The 20,114-nt window shown below is 67.0% G+C and carries 24 protein-coding genes; 11 read left to right on the plus strand and 13 right to left on the minus strand.

Annotated features, from left to right (window positions below):
* Nucleotides 1-66 precede the first annotated feature (66 nt).
* Nucleotides 67-1,287 carry an MFS transporter gene (locus VKZ87_RS06825; RefSeq protein ID WP_324220497.1) on the plus strand — a complete coding sequence of 407 codons (1,221 nt, stop codon included), beginning with the start codon at nt 67-69 and terminating at the stop codon, nt 1,285-1,287.
* A gap of 6 nt (nt 1,288-1,293) precedes the next feature.
* On the opposite strand, the gene VKZ87_RS06830 is transcribed toward VKZ87_RS06825, so the two are convergent.
* Nucleotides 1,294-2,502 (minus strand): acyl-CoA dehydrogenase family protein, encoded by a 1,209-nt coding sequence (locus VKZ87_RS06830; protein WP_324220498.1) that lies wholly within the window; start codon nt 2,500-2,502, stop codon nt 1,294-1,296.
* A 194-nt stretch (nt 2,503-2,696) separates the two neighbouring features.
* Between VKZ87_RS06830 and VKZ87_RS06835 the strand changes: the two genes are divergently transcribed.
* Together VKZ87_RS06835 and VKZ87_RS06840 are read left to right on the plus strand one after the other, a co-directional pair.
* A complete protein-coding gene (locus VKZ87_RS06835; RefSeq protein WP_324220499.1) occupies nt 2,697-3,599 on the plus strand; it encodes a DMT family transporter in 903 nt (300 codons plus the stop codon).
* Between the two features lie 213 nt (nt 3,600-3,812).
* The gene (locus VKZ87_RS06840; RefSeq protein ID WP_324220500.1) at nt 3,813-4,781 is read left to right on the plus strand and encodes a hypothetical protein; all 969 of its coding nucleotides are present in this window, start codon (nt 3,813-3,815) and stop codon (nt 4,779-4,781) included.
* A gap of 1 nt (nt 4,782) precedes the next feature.
* Here the strand turns inward: VKZ87_RS06840 and VKZ87_RS06845 are convergent, their stop codons facing one another.
* The 3 genes from VKZ87_RS06845 to VKZ87_RS06855 all read right to left on the minus strand — a co-directional run bounded on the left by VKZ87_RS06845 (nt 4,783) and on the right by VKZ87_RS06855 (nt 7,778).
* Entirely contained in the window at nt 4,783-5,253 is a 471-nt protein-coding gene (locus tag VKZ87_RS06845) for a hypothetical protein (RefSeq protein WP_324220501.1), read from the minus strand.
* Nucleotides 5,254-5,340: 87 nt separating this feature from the next.
* The gene (locus tag VKZ87_RS06850) at nt 5,341-6,561 is read right to left on the minus strand and encodes a CaiB/BaiF CoA-transferase family protein (RefSeq protein WP_324220502.1); all 1,221 of its coding nucleotides are present in this window, start codon (nt 6,559-6,561) and stop codon (nt 5,341-5,343) included.
* Between the two features lie 26 nt (nt 6,562-6,587).
* Nucleotides 6,588-7,778 carry an acyl-CoA dehydrogenase gene (locus VKZ87_RS06855; protein ID WP_324220503.1) on the minus strand — a complete coding sequence of 397 codons (1,191 nt, stop codon included), beginning with the start codon at nt 7,776-7,778 and terminating at the stop codon, nt 6,588-6,590.
* Between the two features lie 124 nt (nt 7,779-7,902).
* Between VKZ87_RS06855 and gcvA the strand changes: the two genes are divergently transcribed.
* Nucleotides 7,903-8,850 (plus strand): transcriptional regulator GcvA, encoded by a 948-nt coding sequence (gene gcvA / locus VKZ87_RS06860; protein WP_324220504.1) that lies wholly within the window; start codon nt 7,903-7,905, stop codon nt 8,848-8,850.
* On the opposite strand, the gene VKZ87_RS06865 is transcribed toward gcvA, so the two are convergent.
* The gene (locus VKZ87_RS06865) at nt 8,789-9,802 is read right to left on the minus strand and encodes an adenosine deaminase (RefSeq protein ID WP_324220505.1); all 1,014 of its coding nucleotides are present in this window, start codon (nt 9,800-9,802) and stop codon (nt 8,789-8,791) included. The genes gcvA and VKZ87_RS06865 overlap by 62 nt on opposite strands.
* Before the next feature lie 124 nt (nt 9,803-9,926).
* Here VKZ87_RS06865 and VKZ87_RS06870 point away from each other — a divergent pair, with 124 nt between their 5' ends.
* Nucleotides 9,927-10,502 carry an HdeD family acid-resistance protein gene (locus VKZ87_RS06870; protein WP_324220506.1) on the plus strand — a complete coding sequence of 192 codons (576 nt, stop codon included), beginning with the start codon at nt 9,927-9,929 and terminating at the stop codon, nt 10,500-10,502.
* Here the strand turns inward: VKZ87_RS06870 and VKZ87_RS06875 are convergent.
* Genes VKZ87_RS06875 through VKZ87_RS06885 form a run of 3 tightly spaced genes read right to left on the minus strand, consistent with a single transcriptional unit; the run spans nt 10,492 to nt 13,325 of the window.
* On the minus strand, nt 10,492-12,021 hold the full coding sequence (locus tag VKZ87_RS06875; protein WP_324220507.1) for a sensor histidine kinase: 1,530 nt from the start codon (nt 12,019-12,021) through the stop codon (nt 10,492-10,494). The genes VKZ87_RS06870 and VKZ87_RS06875 overlap by 11 nt on opposite strands.
* Nucleotides 12,014-12,736: a response regulator transcription factor gene (locus tag VKZ87_RS06880; RefSeq protein ID WP_324220508.1), complete on the minus strand. Its 723-nt coding sequence runs from the start codon at nt 12,734-12,736 to the stop codon at nt 12,014-12,016. Before VKZ87_RS06880 ends, VKZ87_RS06875 begins: the two co-directional genes overlap by 8 nt.
* Nucleotides 12,720-13,325, minus strand: a complete 606-nt coding sequence (locus tag VKZ87_RS06885) for a hypothetical protein (protein ID WP_324220509.1) — start codon at nt 13,323-13,325, stop codon at nt 12,720-12,722. Before VKZ87_RS06885 ends, VKZ87_RS06880 begins: the two co-directional genes overlap by 17 nt.
* 239 nt (nt 13,326-13,564) lie before the next feature.
* On the opposite strand from VKZ87_RS06885, the gene VKZ87_RS06890 reads away from it, so the two are divergent.
* The 4 genes from VKZ87_RS06890 to VKZ87_RS06905 all read left to right on the plus strand — a co-directional run bounded on the left by VKZ87_RS06890 (nt 13,565) and on the right by VKZ87_RS06905 (nt 15,621).
* Nucleotides 13,565-13,840, plus strand: a complete 276-nt coding sequence (locus VKZ87_RS06890) for a YMGG-like glycine zipper-containing protein (protein ID WP_324220510.1) — start codon at nt 13,565-13,567, stop codon at nt 13,838-13,840.
* 32 nt (nt 13,841-13,872) lie between these two features.
* Nucleotides 13,873-14,538 (plus strand): hypothetical protein, encoded by a 666-nt coding sequence (locus tag VKZ87_RS06895; protein WP_324220511.1) that lies wholly within the window; start codon nt 13,873-13,875, stop codon nt 14,536-14,538.
* An 82-nt stretch (nt 14,539-14,620) separates the two neighbouring features.
* A complete protein-coding gene (locus VKZ87_RS06900; protein ID WP_324220512.1) occupies nt 14,621-14,812 on the plus strand; it encodes a hypothetical protein in 192 nt (63 codons plus the stop codon).
* A 71-nt stretch (nt 14,813-14,883) separates the two neighbouring features.
* Complete coding sequence (locus tag VKZ87_RS06905; RefSeq protein WP_324220513.1) at nt 14,884-15,621, plus strand: DUF1045 domain-containing protein; 738 nt, start codon at nt 14,884-14,886, stop codon at nt 15,619-15,621.
* On the opposite strand, the gene VKZ87_RS06910 is transcribed toward VKZ87_RS06905, so the two are convergent.
* On the minus strand, nt 15,618-16,172 hold the full coding sequence (locus tag VKZ87_RS06910; RefSeq protein WP_324220514.1) for a histidine phosphatase family protein: 555 nt from the start codon (nt 16,170-16,172) through the stop codon (nt 15,618-15,620). The genes VKZ87_RS06905 and VKZ87_RS06910 overlap by 4 nt on opposite strands.
* A gap of 70 nt (nt 16,173-16,242) precedes the next feature.
* Between VKZ87_RS06910 and VKZ87_RS06915 the strand changes: the two genes are divergently transcribed.
* Both VKZ87_RS06915 and VKZ87_RS06920 read left to right on the plus strand, forming a co-directional pair.
* Nucleotides 16,243-16,857 carry a hypothetical protein gene (locus VKZ87_RS06915; RefSeq protein WP_324220515.1) on the plus strand — a complete coding sequence of 205 codons (615 nt, stop codon included), beginning with the start codon at nt 16,243-16,245 and terminating at the stop codon, nt 16,855-16,857.
* A 108-nt stretch (nt 16,858-16,965) separates the two neighbouring features.
* Nucleotides 16,966-18,153, plus strand: coding sequence for a urate hydroxylase PuuD (locus VKZ87_RS06920; protein ID WP_324220516.1), 1,188 nt, complete (start codon nt 16,966-16,968; stop codon nt 18,151-18,153).
* On the opposite strand, the gene VKZ87_RS06925 is transcribed toward VKZ87_RS06920, so the two are convergent.
* Genes VKZ87_RS06925 through uraD form a run of 4 tightly spaced genes read right to left on the minus strand, consistent with a single transcriptional unit; the run spans nt 18,150 to nt 20,049 of the window.
* Entirely contained in the window at nt 18,150-18,692 is a 543-nt protein-coding gene (locus tag VKZ87_RS06925) for a hypothetical protein (RefSeq protein ID WP_324220517.1), read from the minus strand. The genes VKZ87_RS06920 and VKZ87_RS06925 overlap by 4 nt on opposite strands.
* Before the next feature lie 10 nt (nt 18,693-18,702).
* A complete protein-coding gene (locus tag VKZ87_RS06930; protein ID WP_324220518.1) occupies nt 18,703-19,176 on the minus strand; it encodes a nucleoside deaminase in 474 nt (157 codons plus the stop codon).
* Nucleotides 19,176-19,529, minus strand: coding sequence for a hydroxyisourate hydrolase (uraH, locus tag VKZ87_RS06935; RefSeq protein WP_324220519.1), 354 nt, complete (start codon nt 19,527-19,529; stop codon nt 19,176-19,178). Before uraH ends, VKZ87_RS06930 begins: the two co-directional genes overlap by 1 nt.
* A gap of 4 nt (nt 19,530-19,533) precedes the next feature.
* Entirely contained in the window at nt 19,534-20,049 is a 516-nt protein-coding gene (gene uraD, locus VKZ87_RS06940) for a 2-oxo-4-hydroxy-4-carboxy-5-ureidoimidazoline decarboxylase (RefSeq protein ID WP_324220520.1), read from the minus strand.
* Between the last annotated feature and the right edge of the window lie 65 nt (nt 20,050-20,114).

Genomic DNA, 20,114 nt, shown 5'->3' on the forward strand with positions numbered 1-20,114 from the left:
GATCCGTCCTTTAGCCTCGCCGGGCCGATCATGTCCATCCCTTTCCGCAACCGGTAGACTCGGCCCATGAGTGAAATCGAATCCCGCTACGCCTGGGCCCGCCTCGTCGCCGCGATCGCGCTCGGCACCATCGGCGGCGTCGGCATGTGGTCGATCGTCGTCGCCCTGCCAGCGGTGCAGGCCGAGTTCGGCGTCGCCCGCGCCGATGCCTCCATGCCCTACGCTCTGGCAATGATCGGCTTCGTCTTCGGCACCGTGCTGATGGGCCGGCTGGCCGACCGTTTCGGCATCATCGTGCCGGTGATCGGCGCCACCCTGGCGCTGGCAGCCGGCTATGCCTCCACCGCCTTTGCCGGCAGCATCCTGTCCTTCGCCCTGCTCTATGGCCTGCTGATCGGCCTGCTGGGCGGCTCGGCCTTCTTTGCGCCCCTGCTGGCCGACACCTCGATGTGGTTCGACCGGCGCCGCGGCCTCGCCATGGGTCTCTGCGCCAGCGGCAATTACGTGTCCGGCACGATCTGGCCGCCGGTGCTGGAGCATTTCATTGCCGAGATCGGCTGGCGCGAGACCCATCTCTGGATCGCCGCCTTCTGCCTGCTCACGATGCTGCCGCTGTCGCTGATGCTGCGCCGGCCGCCGCCGAAACAGGCCGCACCGGTGCCGACGGCCGCCAATCCCCAGCCCTCTTCCGGGCGGCCGCTGGGACTGCCGCCGAACGTCCTGCAGGCTCTGCTGGTCGTCGCCGGACTCGGCTGCTGCGTCGCCATGTCGATGCCGCAGGTCCACATCGTCGCCTACTGCGTCGATCTCGGTTACGGCCCGGCCCGCGGCGCCGAGATGCTGGCGCTGATGCTGGGCTTCGGCATCGTCAGCCGGCTGGCCTCGGGCTGGATTCTCGACCGGATCGGCGGCCTTGCCACGCTGCTGCTCGGCGCCGTGCTGCAGGGCGCGGCTCTCGCCTTCTACATTCCCTTCGACGGCCTGGCCTCGCTCTACATCATCTCGGCCATGTTCGGCCTGGTGCAGGGCGGCATCGTGCCTAGCTATGCCTTCATCATCCGCGAGCATTTCCCCGCCGCGCAGGCCGGCTTCCGCGTCAGCCTCGCGATCTCGGCGACGCTGGCCGGCATGGCCCTGGGCGGCTGGCTGTCGGGCGCGATCTACGACCTCACGGGCTCGTACAAGGCGGCGCTGGTCAACGGCGTCGCCTGGAACCTGATGAACGTGACCATCGTCAGCTGGCTGCTGCTGCGGCAATGGCGGCAGCCGTCGCCGGCCGCCGCCTGAAGACCGTCAGAGCCCCAGGATCAGCTTGGACATGATGTTGCGCTGGATCTCGTTGGAGCCGGCGTAGATCGTCACCTTGCGCATGTTCAGATAGCGCGCGGCGACGCCGTCGGCGTAATCGGGCCCGATGCCCGGCTCGTTGCCGCCCTCGTAAAGCGGCGTGAACGGCGCGGCGTAATAGCCAATGGCATCCGCCGCCAGTTCCGTCACCGCCTGCTGCAGCTCGGTGCCGCGGGTCTTCAGGATCGAGGAGGCGGCGCCGACATTCTGGCCGCCGCGCAGCTGGCCGAGGATGCGCAGCTCGGTCATTTCCAGCGCCATGATGTCGATTTCGGTCTGGGCAAGCCGCGCGGCGAAGGACGGATCCTCGATCAGCGGGTTGCCGCCACCACGGCTCTCCGCCTGCGCGATCCGCCGCACATGGGCGAGATGCCGCTTCAGGCCGGCGGAATAGGCGTTGCCGCGCTCGAATTCCAGCAGGTATTTGGCGCAGGTCCAGCCCTGGTTCAGTTCGCCGACCAGATTCTCCTTCGGCACCTTCACGTCATCGAAGAAGACCTGATTGACCTCCTGCATGCCCTCGGTGGGCTCGTCGATGGTGACGATCGGCGCCACGGTAACGCCGGGCGACTTCATGTCGATCAGGATGAAGGAGATGCCTTCCTGGGGCTTCTTCGTCTGCGCCGTGCGCACCAGGCAGAAGATCATGTCGGCATGCTGGGCTTCCGAGGTCCAGATCTTGCTGCCGTTGCAGAGGAAATGGTCGCCCTTGTCCTCGCATTTCATCTGCAGCGAGGCAAGGTCGGAGCCCGCGCCCGGCTCGGAATAGCCCTGGCACCACCAGGTGTTGCTAGCGAGGATGTCGGGCAGATACTTCTTCTTCTGCGCCTCGGTGCCGAACTTCATGATCACCGGCGCCAGCATGCGCGGGCCGAAGGGCACGACGATCGGCGCGCCGGCGGAGCCCATCTCCTGGTCGAAGATGTAGCGCTGCACCGCGGTCCAGCCCGGACCGCCATATTCCTGCGGCCAGTTCGGCGCCAGCCAGCCCTTCTCGTTCAGCTTCTTCTGCCAGCGGATATGGAGATGCTTGGCGATGTAGCCGGTCCGCGTCTTCTTCATCGCGGCGCGCATCTCGTCGTCGAAATTCTCGTCGATGAAACGGCGCACCTCGTCGCGGAAGGCAAGCTCTTCGGGCGTGAAATTCAGGTTCATGGCGCTCCCCGGACTGATGGCGCAGGCAGGCTGCGGCGGTCTCTTCTTGTCGCCCAAATAGGGCATGAAACGCCGGAGGCGTCAAACCCGCCGGCGCGCCTGCCGCTACGGCAATCGGCGGGATCGTCATGGCGATTGTGCGGATGCCCCGCCCTCCTATAATCGGCCGCAGAACCCGTCTCGACGCCCCGGACATGACCGACCGCAAAGACCGCCTGGATGGCCTCGCCATCGGCCTCATGACCATCCTGTGCCTGACCTGGGGCATCCAGCAGGTGGTCATCAAGATCGTCGCCGATTTCGTGCCGCCGCTGCTGCAGGCCGGCATCCGCTCGGCCGGCGCGACCCTGGCCGTGCTGGCCTGGATGCTGTGGCGGCGCATCCCGCTGCTGGACCGCGACGGCAGCCTGGTGCCGGGGCTCTGGGCCGGCATCCTGTTCGGCAGCGAATTCGCGCTGATCTTCTACGGCCTGACGCTCACCAGCGCCTCGCGCGCGGCGATCCTGCTCTACACCGCCCCCTTCTGGGTCGCGCTGGGCTCGCATTTCCTCGTGCCGGGAGAGCGGGTCCGCCTGCTGCAGTGGGCCGGACTGGGGCTTGCCTTCCTGGGCGTCATTCTCACCTTCGCCGACCGGCTGGCAGCGCCGCAGCCGCAGGAACTGCTCGGCGATGCCCTGATGGTCGGCGCGGCCATTCTCTGGGCCGCTACCACGGTCCTGATCAAGGCGTCGAAGCTGCGCCTGGTCTCGCCCTACAAGACGCTGCTGTACCAGCTCGCCGTATCCTCGCTGGTGCTGCTCGCCGGTGCCGCGCTGTTCGGCGAGGATTTCGACATTCCGCTCACGCCGTTCGTGATCGGCGCGATGGGCTTCCAGATCTTCGCCGTCGCCTCGGTCAGCTATCTGGCCTGGTTCTGGATGATGACGCGCTATCCGGTCTCGCGGCTGTCGGCATTCTCGTTTCTCACGCCCGTCTTCGGCGTGCTCTGCGGCGCGATCTGGCTGGACGAGCCGATCTCGCTGGCGCTGCTGGCGGCACTGATCCTGGTGGCGGCGGGCATCTATCTGGTGAATGCGCCGGCACGTGCGCAACGCTGACGCGCGTTCGCTTCCGCTTCGCGCACGAATGAGCGCAAACATCTGCGTATAAAAGCGAACGAAGCGCGGCAATCCGGTGATACCCGGCATTTGGGCTTGCGGTGACGGCATCAGCGTTTATGGTGCCGCTGCATACGACAATTCGATCGTTTTCCGCGCGCCTGCATTCCCATGCAGGCCAACCGAAAAATTTTTTCACAAAGGGGAGAAAGCATGATCAGCAGCGATTTCACCGAGATCAATCGCAGCAAGGCAGATTTCAGCGCGATCTACGTTCAGCCCGATCCGCGCGCCTATTTCCGCACCCTCGGCACGCTCGGTTACGTGATCCCGCATCTGGCGCGGCCGGTCTTCGATCAGCTGATCGAGGCGCGCCAGCGGGCCAAGGGCGGTCCGATCACCGTTCTCGATCTCGGCTGCTCCTACGGCGTCAATGCCGCTCTGATGAAGTATGCCGTCTCGTACGACCAGCTGACCGAACGCTACGACGCCCTGAGCTTCATGCCGCTGGGCAGCGACGAGATCCGCAGTCTCGACCGCCACTACTTCGCCGCCTGGCCGCGGCGGCGCGACATCCGCGTCATCGGCCTGGATGTGTCGAAGGAGGCCGTCAGCTATGCCGAGGCCTGCGGCATTCTCGATGTCGGCATCGTGGCCGACCTGGAACGCGACGAGGTTCCGGCATGGGCCGCCCGCGAGCTGGCCAAGGTGGATCTGATCGTTTCGACGGGCTGCGTCGGCTACATCACCAGCAGAAGCTTCGACAAGCTGGCGGTCTGCACCGCGAACGGCGAGGCGCCCTGGGTCGCCTCCTTCGTCCTGCGCATGTTCGACTATTCGGACATCGCCCGCACCCTGCAGCGGCAGAAGCTGGTCACCGAGAAATTCGAGGGCGCCACCTTCGTACAGCGCCGCTTCCGCGACGAGGAGGAGATGCGCGGCACGCTGGAGGCGCTCGGCGCCCGCGGCATCTCCGCAGCAGGGAAGGAAGCCGACGGCCTGTTCCATGCCGAGCTGTTCTGCTCCCGCCCGGAAGCCGAGGTGCGGGCGCAGCCGCTCAACCGCATGCTGTCGATCGCCAGCGGCGTGAACCGCAATTACGGCCGCCGGCCCCGCCTGCCGGTCCGCCCCGGAAAGGCGCCGGGAAAGGCGGCAGGCCGGTCTCTGGCTGCGGCAGGCTAGGTCAGACGGCGCGGGCGCCGAGGCCGAAGCTGCGGGCCAGATCGGAGAGGCGCTCGCCCACCAGGATGACCTGCTGGTCGCCCAGCATGCCGACCGCGACGACGACGTAATTCTCCATCAGCTCGTGCAGGATGGCGGAGAAGAGCTGGCGCTTCACCAGCGGCGGGATGGCGATCAGCGCCGAATGCGGCGCATTGTCGAGGGTGACGAAGAATTCCTGGACGGCGAAGCCATGGGGCGCCGTGCGGATCCGCTCGTTCATCTCCTCCAGGGTAATGGTTCGGCCGCTCTCGGTCTGGACGCGCAGGGCGATCAGGCAGAGCAGCGCGTGGAAGAGATCGCCCACCGCGGCATACCAGTCGTCGACCCGCTCCGGATCCTCGAACAGTGCGTCCTCGATGGTGACGGCATCGAGAAAGGCGCGTGCGGTTTCGAGATCGAGGGCACCGGCTTCGGTCTGCGAGAGCATCATGGCAGCATCCACGGTTTGCGACGCTGCATTTAAACGCGAAAAGCCGGCTTCGTTCCGTGGCAAGCGCGGACAGGCGCCCGCAGACGGTCAGATCACGCCTTTGTCACGAAGTGTCGACAAGGTGGCGTCGTCCAGTCCGAGCCGCTCGCGCAGCACGGTCTCGGTATGCTCTCCCAGCAGGGGCGGGCCGCGGTCGTAAACGACGGGAGAATCCGAGAGCCGCAGCGGCGAGGCGACCGACGGCAGGCTGCCCTGCCCGGTATGGGGCACCGTCTTCTGAAGGCCACGCGCCTTGACATGCGGGTCAGCGAAGACGCGGTCAACGGTGTTGATCGGACCGCAGGGCACATGGCGCTTCTCCAGCGCCGCGATGAGGTCGTCCATGGTGCGCTTGCGCGTCTCGGCCTCGATCGCGGCGACGATCTCGGCGCGATGGTTCAGGCGCTCGATATTGGTGGCGAAGCGCGGATCGGTCTTCCATTCCGGATGGCCGAGCTCGTCAGCCAGCTTGGCGAACTGGCCGTCATTGCCGACCGCGATGATCACGTGGCCGTCGGCAGTCGGGAAGCTCTGGTAGGGCACGATGGCGGCATGGCCGTTGCCCATACGCACCGGAGCCTCGCCACCGATGAGGTAGTAGGTCGCCTGGTTGGCCAGCGTCGCCACCTGCACGTCCAGCAGCGCCATGTCGATATACTGGCCCCTGCCGCTGCGGTGGCGCTGGTTCAGGGCGGCGAGAATGGCGATGGTGGCATACAGGCCGGTCATTACGTCGGCCAGCGCAACGCCGGCCTTCTGCGGTCCGCCGCCGGGCAGGTCGTCCCGCTCGCCGGTGACGCTCATCAGGCCGCCCATGCCCTGGATGATGAAATCGTAGCCGGCGCGCGGCGCATAGGGGCCCGTCTGCCCGAAGCCGGTGATCGAGCAGTAGACCAGCCGCGGATTGATCGCCGACAGGCTGTCGTAGTCGAGGCCGTATTTCTTCAGGCCGCCGAGCTTGTAGTTCTCGACGACGACATCGGCCTGCTTCGCCAGGTCGCGCAGGATGCGCTGGCCCTCTTCCGAGGCCATGTCGACGGTGATCGAATACTTGCCGCGATTGGCCGCGAGATAATAGGCGGAATCGGCGCGCGCGCCGGTCTGCGGGTCCCTGAGATAGACCGGCCCCCATTTCCGCGTGTCGTCGCCCTCGCCCGGCTTCTCCACCTTGATCACGGTGGCGCCGAGGTCGGCCAGGTTCTGCGTGCACCAGGGGCCCGCCAGAACCCGGCTGAGATCGAGCACGACAATGTCGTCGAGCGCGCGCATTCCCTTCACCCCCGGCCGTCAGGCGATCAGTAGAAGGCCTGAATGCCGGTCTGGGCACGGCCGAGGATCAGCGCATGGACGTCATGCGTGCCCTCGTAGGTATTCACCGTCTCCAGATTCATCAGGTGCCGCATCACATGATATTCCTCATGGATGCCGTTGCCGCCGTGCATGTCGCGCGCCATGCGGGCGATGTCGAGCGCCTTGCCGCAGTTGTTGCGCTTGATCAGCGAGATCATCTCCGGCGCCGCCTTGCCCTGGTCCTTGAGCCGGCCGACGCGCAGGGCCGCATTGAGGCCGAGCGCGATCTCGGTCTGCATGTTGGCCAGTTTCAGCTGGATGATCTGGTTCGCCGCCAGCGGCCGGCCGAACTGCTTGCGGTCGAGCACATACTGCCGCGCCTGGCGCCAGCAGGTCTCGGCCGCGCCCATGGCGCCCCAGGCAATGCCGTAGCGGGCGTTGTTGAGACAGCCGAAGGGGCCCTTCAGGCCCTGCACGTTGGGCAGCAGGTTCTCATCGGGCACGAACACATTGTCCATCACGATCTCGCCGGTGATGGAGGCGCGCAGGGAGAGCTTGCCGTGGATCTTCGGCGCGCTGAGTCCCTTCATGCCCTTTTCCAGCACGAAGCCGCGGATCACGTCGTCTTCGGTCTTGGCCCAGACGACGAAGACGTCGGCGATCGGCGAGTTGGAAATCCACATCTTGGCGCCGTTGAGCTCGTAGCCGCCAGCCACCTTCTTTGCGCGGGTCTTCATGCTGCCCGGATCGGAGCCGTAATCGGGCTCGGTCAGGCCGAAGCAGCCGATCCATTCACCGCTCGCCAGCTTGGGCAGGTACTTCTCGCGCTGGGCCTCCGTGCCATAGGCATGGATCGGATGCATCACCAGGCTCGACTGTACGCTCATCATCGAGCGGTAGCCGGAATCGATGGCCTCCACCTCGCGGGCGATCAGGCCATAGGCAACATAGGATGCGCCGGCGCAGCCATAACCCTCGATGGTCGGGCCGAGCAGGCCGAGTTCACCCATCTCGCGGAAGATCGCCGGGTCGGTCTTCTCCTCGCGGAAGGCTTCCGTCACCCGCGGCAGCAGCTTGTTCTGGCAGTAATCGCGCGCCGTATCACGGACCAGCCGCTCCTCTTCGGTCAGTTCAGCTTCCAGGTTGAACGGATCATCCCACTGGAAGGCAGGCCGGCTTGAGCTCTGGGCGTTCATGGCGATTTCCTCACGTCTGGTCAGGGAGATAGCCCCCTGGATGCCGGCCGGCAAGCTGGCAGAGAGACGGTTGGCATGCAAACGATAAAAGACTATCACTTGATAACCGGAGGTTATCAATCTTATGGCCCTGCCGCGCCGCTTCCTGCCCCCACTATCCGCCCTGACCGCCTTCGAGGCGGCCGCCCGGCACCAGGGATTCACCGCCGCCGCGAAGGAGCTGAACATCAGCCAGGCCGCGGTCAGCCGCCGGGTGCAACTGCTGGAGGAGATCCTCGGCCTTACCCTGTTCGAACGTATCCGGAAACGGGTGGTCCTCACGCCTGCCGGCGCGGCCTATGCCCGCGAACTGCAGGAGGCGCTGGGCCGGATCGGCACCGCGACGGTCAACACGATGGCCGCCCGCGGCGGCAACGCGACGCTGAACATCGCCACCCTGCCCACCTTCGGCACCCGCTGGCTGATCCCGCGGCTGCCCGACTTCGCCGCCCGCCATCCGCAGATCACCATCAACCTGCCGACCCGGATCGAAAGCTTTGACTTCACCGCCGAGCCGCTGGACGCGGCCATCTCGTTCGGCGATCCGGTCTGGCCGGGCGCCGTCGTCGAGCGGCTGATCGAGGAAGAACTGGTTCCCGTCGCCTCGAAGGCGCTGCTGGACCGGCACCGCATCCGCAGGCCGGAAGACCTGTTCCGTATTCCCCTGCTGCAGCAGTCGACCCGCCTCTCCGCCTGGGCCGACTGGTTCGCCGCGCTGGAGATCAGCTGCCCGCCGGTGCCGCTCGGGCCGCGCTACGGGCAGTTCGCCATGGTGGTGCAGGCGGCAGTGATCGGCATGGGCGCCGCCATCGTGCCGCGCTTCCTGATCGAGCAGGAACTCCGAGACGGCAGTCTCGTTGTGCCCTTCCCCCAGTCGCTCGGCAGCAAGCAGGCCTATTGCCTGTTCTATCCCGAGGCGCGCCGCAACGACCCGGCCCTGCGCGCCTTCCGCGACTGGCTGGTGGAAGCCACTAGGCAGCAGTCGCGTAAGCTTCCAGAGCAGCGAGATGGCGCTGCTTCTCGGCGGCGCTGAGGAAGGCGGCACGGAAGCCGTTGCCGGCCAGGGTGACCAGCTCCTCGCGGCTCAGCCCCAGTGCGCGCTGCACGGCGTCGTAATTCTCGTTCACGTAACCGCCGAAATAGGCCGGATCATCGGAATTGACCGTGGCCATCAGCCCTGCCTCCAGCATGCGGCGCAGCGGATGCTGCGCCATGTCCCGAACGACGCAGAGCCGCAGGTTGGACAGGGGGCAGACGGTGAGCGGCATCTGCTCGCGGGCGAGCCGCGCCACAAGCGCCGGATCCTCCAGCGCACGGTTGCCATGATCGATCCGCTCGACGCCGAGCAGATCGAGGGCCTCATAGACATATTCCGGCGGGCCTTCCTCGCCGGCATGGGCGACGCGATGCAGGCCGAGCGCCCCGGCGCGCGAGAAGACGCGGCGGAATTTCGAGGGCGGATGTCCGCGCTCGGAGGAATCAAGGCCGATGCCGATGAAATGCTCGCGCCAGGGCAGCGCCTCGTCCAGCGTGCGTTCGGCGCTGGTCTCGTCCAGATGGCGCAGGAAGCACAGGATCAGGCGTCCGGTAATGCCGAGATCCTGCTCGGCATCCTTCAGTGCCCGCGTGATGCCGCGGATCACCGTCGGGAACGCCACGCCGCGTTCGGTATGCCCCTGCGGATCGAAGAAGATCTCCGCGTAGCGGACATTCTGCGCCGCCGCCCGCTGCAGATAGGCCATGGTCAGGTCGTAGAAATCGGGCTCGCGCCGCAGCACGTTCATGCCCTGGTAATAGAGGTCGAGAAAATCCTGCAGGTTGCCGAAACTGTAAGCGCGGCGCAGGTCTTCCACCGAGGCATAAGGCAGCGCGATGTCGTTGCGCTGCGCCAGTCTGAACAGCAGCTCCGGCTCGAGCGTGCCTTCGATATGGACATGAAGTTCAGCCTTGGGCAGGCCGGCGATGAATGGATCCGTCTCTGTCATGTTTCAAAACTAGGCATGGATGGCGCACACTGCAATGCGTGACGTCGGGGAATGGAAGTTCACCATCGGCACGACTATAATCATCGTTATTGCGACCTGACCGTGTGACCTGACTGAGGCCCTCATGCTCGAACGCATGCCGCCCGGTGCTGCGGCGCCGATGCCGAACCGCCTGTGGTGGATGATCGTACTGCGCGGCATCGCGGCCCTGCTGTTCGGCCTCGTCGCCATCTTCTGGCCCGGCATCAGCCTTGGCGCGCTGGTGATCCTGTTCGGCGCCTATGCCCTGGCAGACGGCCTGATCGCGCTGGTGGCCAGCCTGCGCATGGCCCGCGGCGAGCCGAGCCGCAGCTTCGTGGCGCTCACCGGCATTACCGGCATCCTGATCGGACTGATCAGCATTCTCTGGCCGCAGGCAACCATCATGCTGCTGCTCTACATGGTCGCCGCCTGGGCCCTGCTGTTCGGAATCATCGAGATCGCCGGCAGCCTGCGGCTGAAACGGCAGGTCAGTCCCGACTGGCCGCTCAGCAAGGGCGGCATCATCCTCGTCGCCTTCGCGCTGCTGCTGATCGCCTTCCCCGGCGCCGTTGCGGTCGCCGCCACCTGGGTCATCGGCATCTTCGCGCTGATGATCGGCGTCGCCCTGCTGGGTTTCGCCTGGCGACGGCGCGCCCGGGACTCGGCCATCATCGGCTGAGCTGTTTCTCGTTCTGCTTGCCGGCCGGCTTGTTGATCGGCAGGGCCAGCGTGACGATGAAGCCGCCGCCCGGCAGATTCGCCGCCGCGATCAGCCCACCCAGCGCTTCCATGTTGCGTTTTGCAACCCAGAGCCCGAGGCCGAAATTGGTGCTGTCGGAATGATTTGCCTCGGAGCGGAAGGAGGCGTCGCGGTCGAAGATGCGCGGCAGCAGTTCCGGCGGCACGCCAGGGCCTTCGTCCGACACCGTGATCGCGGCCCGTCGTCCGCGCTGCACCCGCACCCACACCGTGCCGCCCTTGGGTGAAAAGCTGATCGCATTCTCGATCACCTGACCCAGCGCGTCGGCGATCAGCCGCCCGCCACGCGGCGAAATGATGTCGACATCGGTTTCGCACCGCAGGGTGACGCCGCGAGCGGAGGCATCGGCGCTGCGCGCCTCGACCACATCCTCCACCAGAGCGCCGAGATCGACCGGTTCGCGCGGCGGATCCAGACGATCGGCGACGGCATCGTCGAGATTGCGCGATGCACGTACCAGGGCGTCGAGACGGTCGAGCGCCGCATCGGCGGCCCGCAGCGCCTGCTGGCTGCGCCGATCGTCGGCGCTGATCCGCGCGCGCAGGGGAACCAGCGCCTGACGGATCGTGCCGAGCGGCGTCTTGAAGGCATGGGCACTTTCTTCCGCCGCCTGGCGCAGTTCGCCGGCAGTGGCGCGCAGGCTGTCTTCCATCCGGTCGAATGCCGCGGCAACCGGTTCCAGTTCGGGCAGCCGGTTGCGCTGCACGAAGCGTCCCTCCACGCGCCGTTCGGCCACCGCCTGCGCCGTCTTGGCGAAGCGCCGCAGGCCGCGCCAGAGATCGAAGGCGATCAGCAGCACGATCACCGCGAAGCCGAGATAGATCGCGGCCGCGATCTGGACTTCCGGCGCCTCCCAGTAGGGCCGGCCGAGGCGCTGCTCCACCGCGTCGGTCAGATCGTTGGAGACCACCAGCGCCCAGCAGCCGCGCTGCGTGCGCACCGGCGTGATCGAGGTGATCATCTCGCTGGTCCCGCCGGCCATATCGACCCGCAGCGCCAGCGGCAGGTCGCCGCCGCAGCTGTCGCCGAGCTGGGCCAGAACGCCGGCCTCGTCCAGCCGGGCGCGCTCCCAGGCCAGTTCGGCGGGGGGTATCGCCGGCGCCGAGGCGACATAGAGGAAGCCGGCATCCGGCGGCGCATCATGCGGCCGGAACAGCAGCCGCAGGCTGACGCCCTCGGTCTGGAACCGCGCCAGTTCCTCACCCAGCCGGAACAGCGGGATCATGTCGGCACGCTGCAGCCGTTCCTCCAGCACGCGGCCCACCGTGAGGCCTTTGACGCGGATGCTTTCCAGCAGCAGCTTCTGCCGGTCGAGGTCGGCCTGGCGGAATGTCAGGTACAGAATCGGCGGCAGGGCGACGAACAGCGCGACGACAATCAGCGCGCGAACCTTCAGCGAGCGCAGCAGGCGACCGAAGCGCGCCGCGCTGTCAGCCATGGCGCCAGCGGTAACCGAAACCGGGATAGGTTTCGATGGCGTCGAAATCCGGATCGAGATCGCGGAATTTCTGCCGGATGCGCTTCACCATCGCGCGCACGTTGGCGCGATAGCCATCGGGCCCCTGCCCCGCCTCGAAGCCGACGCCGCGGACGGCGTCGTAGATCTCGCGGTAGCCGACATCGCGGCCGACGCGCTGCGCCAGCAGCTGCACCACCTTGAATTCGCCATGGGTCAGTTCGACCTGCTGGCCGTTCCAGGAGGCCCGCGCCGAGGCGACGTCCAGCACGAGGCCGCTGGCGCCGCCCTGCTGCATCGCGCCGCCGGCCGGCTGCTTGCCCGCCAGCGCGATGCGCAGCCGCTGCAGGATGATGGCGAAGCTCTTGCTCTTGTCGACGAAGTCGACCGCGCCGAGCCGCAGCCCCTTCTCCTCGAAGATCGGCTGGTTCAGCCCGGTGAGAAACAGCACCGGCAGTTCGTGGCCGGTAGCGCGCAGGCGCTCCAGCGTCGCCGGTCCGTCCATGTCGGGCATCTGCCAGTCGAGCAGCAGGGCGGCGGCACGGTTGCCCTTGACCAGCCAGTCGATCAGGGCTGGTCCGCCGCCGAAGGTGACCGAGCGGTATCCCGCTTCGGTCAGGTTGGCGGAGATGGTTTCACGGAACAGGCCATCGTCGTCCACGACGGCAACGAGCGGCGAGTCAGCGGCGAGCGGCATCGCGAATCCTCATGAGACAGCGGTCGGCGGCTTCGTTACGGTCAGTCATACCGTTTACCTGATATTGCAGTACGTAGAAATCGTTGCGTGCGGTGTCGAAGTAAAGATAGGCGGACAGGACGCAGTCTCCCTCGGCGAATTCCAGCACCCGGGCCGGGGCGGCTTCCCGTTCGGCCACCGGTGTGCCGAACCGGTCGATCAGGTCCGCCCGGTTCAACCCGGTCACCGTAGGGGGCGGTTCGGCGTGGTATTCCCCGCCATGCCCGGCGGGCTCCTCAGGCGGGGCGCCGTGGGAAGCGTCGTGCGCATCTGAACCGTTCGTACCCTGACTGCGTCTGGCCTGTAATGCCGCCAGCGGTTTTCGCTCCGGCAGGGGCGGCCTGGGCGGCTCCGACTCGGCGGCCGGCGCCGTCTGCGTCACCGGCACTTCGATGACGATGGGCGCCGACGGTGATCCGAAACCGGGAAAGCCTTCGCAGGCTGCCAGCGGCAGCAACAGCCCTGCCACGACCGCATGCCAGGCGGGCTGGCGGCGGCGCGGCTGGCGCGAATCACGAAAGAATGCGGGCATGCCCTGGACGATACGCAAGCTGTGCGTGGCGGGAAAGGCACGTCTGGTTCGGAACAGTGTTTTTGGTCCAGTCGGAGGCGTGAGAGAGCTGCATAAAGCAATGCGCTGCTAACGTCTGTGACTTTCCCGTGATCTAAGTTCGATATCGACATGACATGTCGAATAAAACGCGGACGCCGGCAAATAACCGTTGCCGTGCTTCCGAGAATCGCCACAAGGTGCCTGCAACGGAGTGAAGCACCGCAGCCTGAACGGGAGTGGCTGCGGCAGATACGCAGGAGATTGCATCGGTGCAGATCGGCATGCCGAAGATATCGCACATCACCGCACTGGCTTTGGCCGGTCTGGTGGTCGCAGGCTGCTCGGGGATGAATACCCAGCAGCAGCGTGCGCTGTCCGGCGGTGCCATCGGCGCGGCCGGCGGTGCGGCGATCGGTGCGCTGACCGGCAGCACGCTGACTGGCGCGCTGGTCGGCAGCGTGATCGGCACCGGCGGCGGTCTTCTCTATCACGAGACGCAAAGGAACAAGTGAGCAGGTTTTAGGTTTTAGCGGAGCGGCGCGTCATGCCTGCCTCAACCCCGTGGTGGAGCACCCCCTCCATCGCCGCGCCGCGGCCCGGTCGCCGACCCACCCTCGGCCTGGCCGCTGCCATCGTCGCCTCGGTGATATCCGGGGTGGCGATGGCAGATCCGCCCCCCCTCTCCGCTACCACCGCCGGCCCGACGGCGGTGCCCGGCGCCGCCGGCGCCTCCGAAAGCAACTACATCTGGCTCAATGTCGTGCAGCCGCCGCGGGTGGCCCCGACGATGCCCTATGCGGTCTATCCGATGCCGCACGGCATCGAGGACGGCACCTGTGACCGCCGCTCCCTGCTCAAGGAAATCAGCCGCGGGCCGGTGGTCGCCGCCAATGGCAGCACCCAGGCAAGACCGGTGCTGATCGGCGGCGATCCGGTCAGCATTCTGGTCGGCAGCGTGATCGGCCGCAGCATGGACGATCTGGACCAGTATTGCGTCAGCCGGGTGCTCGAGTATGCGCCCGACCGCGCCCACATACACTGGTATGGCGACCTCGGTATTGCCTACGGGGTCACGCCGCTCAACACCTTCGAGCGCGACGGCCGCTACTGCCGCGAGTTCCACACCGGGGCGCAGATCGGCGGGCGCAGCGAGAGCGCCTATGCCGTTGCGTGCCGCCAGCTCAACGGCGTGTGGCAGGTCATGAGTTGATCATGAACTGGTCGTACTTCCTTAAGGATCATCATTCCTACAATGCGGTTCGTTCAGTGATCTGAGTAAGTGGAATTGTGTCATGCTGACGAACACATTGCTTCTCTATGTCACGCAGGAAGCCTGGGCCCGGGCGCGGGAGCGTCTGGTCGCCGGCCGTGCCCATGCCGATCAGGACGACCGCTATCTGATTCCGCGCTGGCGCGAGGAAACCGAGCAGCGCCGGACAACGGCGAGCGAGGTGCGGCGCTGGCCGCCGCGCCTGCGCCACTGACGCAACCTGCCGCCGCACCGCCGGACCGGTTGCGGCTTGGCTCTTTACGATAAGGCCAGCGCGCCGTAGCAATGCCGGAACGCATTCGTTTCCGGCTGCCGATGTCCACCGTTTCCTCCCCCCGTTTCGCCCTCTACCTTGCGCCACCGCCCGCCGACCCGCTGAGCCAGGCCGCTGCCCGCTGGCTCGGCCATGATCCTGAGACCGGCCGCTCCTATCAGCCTGAACCCGCCGCCGGCCTCGCCGCGGCGCGGATCGCCGCGCTCACCGAAGCGCCGCGCCGCTACGGCTTCCATGCCACGCTGAAACCGCCCTTCCGCCTTGCCGAAGGCTGCGACGAGGCCCGGCTGATCGTCGCGTTGGAACGCTTCACCATGGTCCGGCGGCCGCTGCGCCTGCCGCCGCTGAAGCTTGCGAAGATCGGCGGGTTCTTCGCGCTGGTCCCTTCGGCGCCCAGCGAGGAGATCCAGGCGCTCGCCGCTGATTGCGTGCGCGACTTCGATCACCTGCGCGCGCCGCCCAGCGAGCAGGAACTGGCACGCCGCCGCGCCGCCCGACTGACGCCGCGCCAGGAAGAGTATCTGCTGCAATGGGGCTATCCCTATGTGATGGAAGAGTTCCGCCTGCACTTCACCCTGACCGGGGACGTTCCGGATGCGGCGGAAAGCGCGGCGCTCGAGCGGCATCTGCAGGCGATGACGGCGCGCTTCACCCGCACGGAATACCGCGTCGACGACATCTGCCTCTTCGTGCAGACGGCGCCGGACAGACCCTTCCGCATCGCCGGCCGCTATCCGCTCGGCGGCTAGCGCGCCGTCAGCCGGCCGAGCACCTGCAGGCTGCGGCGGTCGACGACCACCACCTCGCCGCTGCCGGGATAGGTCTGCACCAGGGCAGCGATGGTCGCCTGGTGCGAAACCAGCACCAGCGCGCGATGCTCCGGCAGACTGGCGATCAGCGCCTTCAGTTCCGCGATCTGTGCCTCCCGCGCCGCGCTGCGGCCGTGCAGCGAGGCCAGAGCCGGCGCGACATCCGGCATGCCGAGCTCCATGAGGGCGGCGGTCTCCCGAGCCCGGCACCAGGCGCTGGTCAGCACCAGCGCCCGGTCGATGCCATGCTGCCGGAAGGCGTTGCCGAGCCGCCGCGCCTGGTTCCGGCCGGCATCCGAGAGATTGCGCTGGCTGGCGCAGTCGTCGAGCCGGAAGCCGGGCGGGTCGCCGGCGCCCGGCGCCTCGGCATGGCGGACCAGTGCGACGGCCTGCCCCTGCCGCAGGGCCTCCCACAGCGCCGCCGTCTCGCTGGCCGCGGCCGCGCCGGTCCAGACGAGCAGCAGCATGATCACTGCCCAGAAAACCCGCATCGCACCTCGCCGCCCGCGGCCTTTGGACTAACTGATAGGCCGATGGGGCGGCAGGAACAGGGAGCCGGGCATGACCCTGCCGGTCACGGAAACACTGAAGCTGATTCTGAGCGGGCCGCGGGCGGACGCGCCGGCCGGCCTGCTGCACGGGTCCGGCATGGCGGTTGAACCGCGGCCCGGACTGAATTCCGGCCGGCGCGAACGCGATCGCAGGCTCGATGCGCTGTTCGAGGCGCTGCACCGTGTGCTGCCGGACCGGCCGGCCGACGAGATCGAGGACGAGATCTGGGCGATCTGGACCGGCCATGACGACCCCGCGCTGGAAGCGCGGATGCAGTGCGTCATCGCCGCCATCGCCCGGCGCCGCTTCGCCGAAGCCGACGTCCTGCTGGCCGCGCTGCTGCGCGACGCGCCCTACTGGGCCGAGGCCTGGAACAAGCGCGCGACGCTGCGCTTCCTGCAGCATCGCGACGACGACAGCATCGCCGATATCCGCCGCACGCTGGAACTCGAGCCCCGGCATTTCGGCGCCATCTGCGGCTTCGGCCAGATCTGCCTGCGCCATGGCGAGACCGCCGCGGCGGCGGCGGCCTTCGCCGCCGCACTCGATCTGAACCCGCACCTCGACTCGGTTCGGGCCATGCTGGCGGAACTGGAGCCTGATCCGCCGCGCCAGCTCAACTGACGGACAGCGACGGAAAAGACGGTAGCGGGAAAGCGGGTTGACGGCCGCCGCGACCGGCTTTACGGCTGGACGGCGCGGTTCGCGCCCCGTCCGGAGTCATTCCCGTCCATGACCGACCTTTCGCTCGACTGGCTCAACCTGGTGCTGCGCTGGATGCACCTGGTCTTCGGCATCGCCTGGATCGGCTCGTCTTTTTTCTTCGTCTGGCTCGACAATTCGCTGCGGCAGGGCCAGCAGCCGAAATCCGGCGTACTGGGCGAAGCCTGGATGATCCATGGCGGCGGCTTCTATTTCACCGAGAAATACTCCGTCGCGCCGCCGCAGTTGCCCCCTGAACTGCACTGGTTCAAATACGAGAGCTACTTCACCTGGCTGTCGGGCTTCTTCCTGCTCGGCGTGCTCTACTATGCCGGCGCCGACCTCTACCTGATCGACCCCAACGTCCTGCCGCTCAGCGCGCCGGCGGCGATCGGCATCAGCGTCGCCTCGCTGATCCTCGGCTGGATCGTCTACGACCGGCTCTGCAAGTCGCCGCTGGGCAACAACACCGCGCTGCTGGCCTGCATCGGCTTCGTGATGCTGGTGGCGGCGACCTACGGCTATGCGCAGGTCTTCTCGGCGCGCGCCGCCTATCTGCATGTCGGCGCCCTGCTCGGCACGATCATGACTGCCAATGTGGCGATGGTGATCATCCCGAACCAGAAGAAGGCGGTCGCGCAGATGCTGGCCGGCCAGACGCCCGATCCGGCCTACGGCAAGCAGGCCAAGCAGCGCTCGTTGCACAACAACTACCTGACCCTGCCGGTGCTGTTCGCGATGATCAGCAACCATTACCCGATGACCTACGGTCATCCCTACGGCTGGGTCATCCTCGCGGTGGTCATGATCATCGGCGGCCTGGTGCGGCATTTCTTCAACCTGAAAAACCAGGGCCGCGGCCAGCGTTACGAATTCCTCGCCGTCTCCTTCGCGCTGGTGATCGGGCTGGTCTTCTTCACCGCCTGGGATCCGCGCCGCAGCGACTTTGCCGGCGATGCAGGCATCGAGGAGGTCCAGAAGGTGGTGGCATCACGCTGCACCGCCTGCCATGCGGCGCGGCCGACCTTCGACGGCATTGCCGAGGCGCCCAAGGGCGTGATGCTGGAAACGCCACAGCAGATGCGCCGCTTCGCCGCCGCGATCAACCAGCAGGCGGTGCGCACCGAGGCCATGCCGCCGGGCAATGCCACCGAGATGACCGACGAGGAACGCCAGCTGCTCGGCGCCTGGATCGCCGCCGGCGCGAAGATCGACTAGTGCCTGTGCCGGTGCTGCTGCGCCGGCGCTGTGTTCGTATACCCGCGCAGCTCGTCATAGCGCCGGATCTGCGCCTCCGTCAGAACACTGCGGGTTTCCAGATGGGTCGCCAGATGCACGGCGCGAAGCCGGCCCTGCATGCGGCCGATCTCTTCGGTCCTGGCCTGCAGCGCGGCCGCATCGATGCGGCGTTCGGCGAACAGCCGGTCCAGCTCGCGTTCGGCCGATACGAGCTGCCTGCCCAGCGTGATCGCCGCGTCTGCCATGCGGCGCTTCTGGTCCTCCAGAGCCGCCACCTGCGCCGCGTCGAGGCCGAGCTGTTCGCGCAGCTCCAGCGCATGCGCCGGCCCGGGATAGGAGTTGAGCTCGGCCGCCCTGGCCAGGCCCATGCCGCGGCCGGCCAGAAGATCGGCCGTCTCCTGTGGCGACAGCGCCTTGATGGTTCGGCTTTCCTGGCCCGCATAGGGCTGCGGCTGATGCTGGGCGTGAGCGGCCATCGGCAGCAGCGCCAGCGTGGCGGCGAGTACGAGACGTTTCATGACGGCCTCCCTAGTAAGGCACCTTGTCGGGCTTCACGGTCCAGGCCTGAAAAACCTGCTGCGCCTCGTCGCGCAGGATCTGCTCGCATTTCAGGCTGCGCTTCTCCATCGGCAGGGCCAGTTCGCGATAGAGAAAGGCGTCGTCGAAATCGATGGCTGCCGCATCGGCCTGCGTATTGGCGTAGTAGAGCCGGTCGATGCGCGCCCAGTAGGTGGCCGCGAGGCACATCGGACAGGGCTCGCAGCTGGTATAGAGCACCGCGCCCCGCAGGTCGAAGCGTCCCAGCCTCCGGCAGGCGTCGCGGATGGCTACCACCTCGGCATGGGCGGTCGGGTCGTTGGCGCCGGTCACCTGATTCCAGCCCTCACCGACGATTTTCCCGTCCATCACGATGACGGCGCCGAACGGCCCGCCATGGTTGGCTTCCATATGCTCGCGGCTGAGCGCGATCGCCCGCCGCATGAAACCGGCATGATCGCTCATCACGACCCCCGATAGGTGGAATAGCTCCAGGGCGAGACCAGCAGCGGCACATGGTAATGCCCGTCGGCATCGGCCATGGCGAAGCGGATCGGGATGCTGTCGAGGAAAGCCGGCTGCGGCAGCGCCACGCCCCTGCCGCGGAAATAGGCGCCGACCTGGAAGACCAGCTCATACTGGCCCGGCCTGTATTCCTCGCCCGCCAGCAAGGGCGCATCGGTCCGGCCGTCGCTGTTGGTCGTCACCGTCTTCAGCAGCCTGCGCTGCCCGCCGTCCAGCGCATACAGCGCAATCTCGATGCCCTCTGCCGGCTTGCCATGCATCGTATCCAGTACATGGGTGCTCAGGCGGCCCATCGCATCACTCCTTCATGTCCGGCAGGGCTTCGAGGCGCAGGCGGGCAATCTTCCCAACCTCGCACAGCGCGGTGGCGAATTCCTTCTCCCGGTCATTAGCCAGCCGGCGCTCGAATTCGGCAAAGATCTGGCTCTTGGTCCGCAGCTTCACCGCGATGATGAAGGGAAAGCCGTGGCGTTCCAGATAGGCGGCGTTCAGCGCAACGATCCGCTGCTTCTCCTCAGGCGTCAGCCGGGTGAGGCCGACGCTGTCCTGCTCGGAGGTGGAATGCGCGGTCAGCGTGCCGGCATCGGCTTCCCGGCCGGCCAGCTGCGGATGCGCGCGCAGCAGCGCCAGCTTCTCGTCTTCCGATGCGGCCCACATCACATCGACCATCGCGCCATGCAGGGAGTCGAGGCTGGAAAAGGGCCGCTTCGCGGCGGCCCGCTGCGGCACCCAGGGCGAATGCTCGAAAATGTCGCCCAGCGCGGCAACGAAATCCGCCTCGGACATGGCGTTGAGTTCGGCAAGTGTGGTCATGATTGTGCACTTTATCCGGCTATCAACGAACCGTCATCCTTGGACGAAGCCCGAGGTCCAATACC

The sequence above is a fragment of the Ferrovibrio sp. genome (genome assembly GCF_035304305.1).
Classification (GTDB): Bacteria; Pseudomonadota; Alphaproteobacteria; order Ferrovibrionales; family Ferrovibrionaceae; genus Ferrovibrio.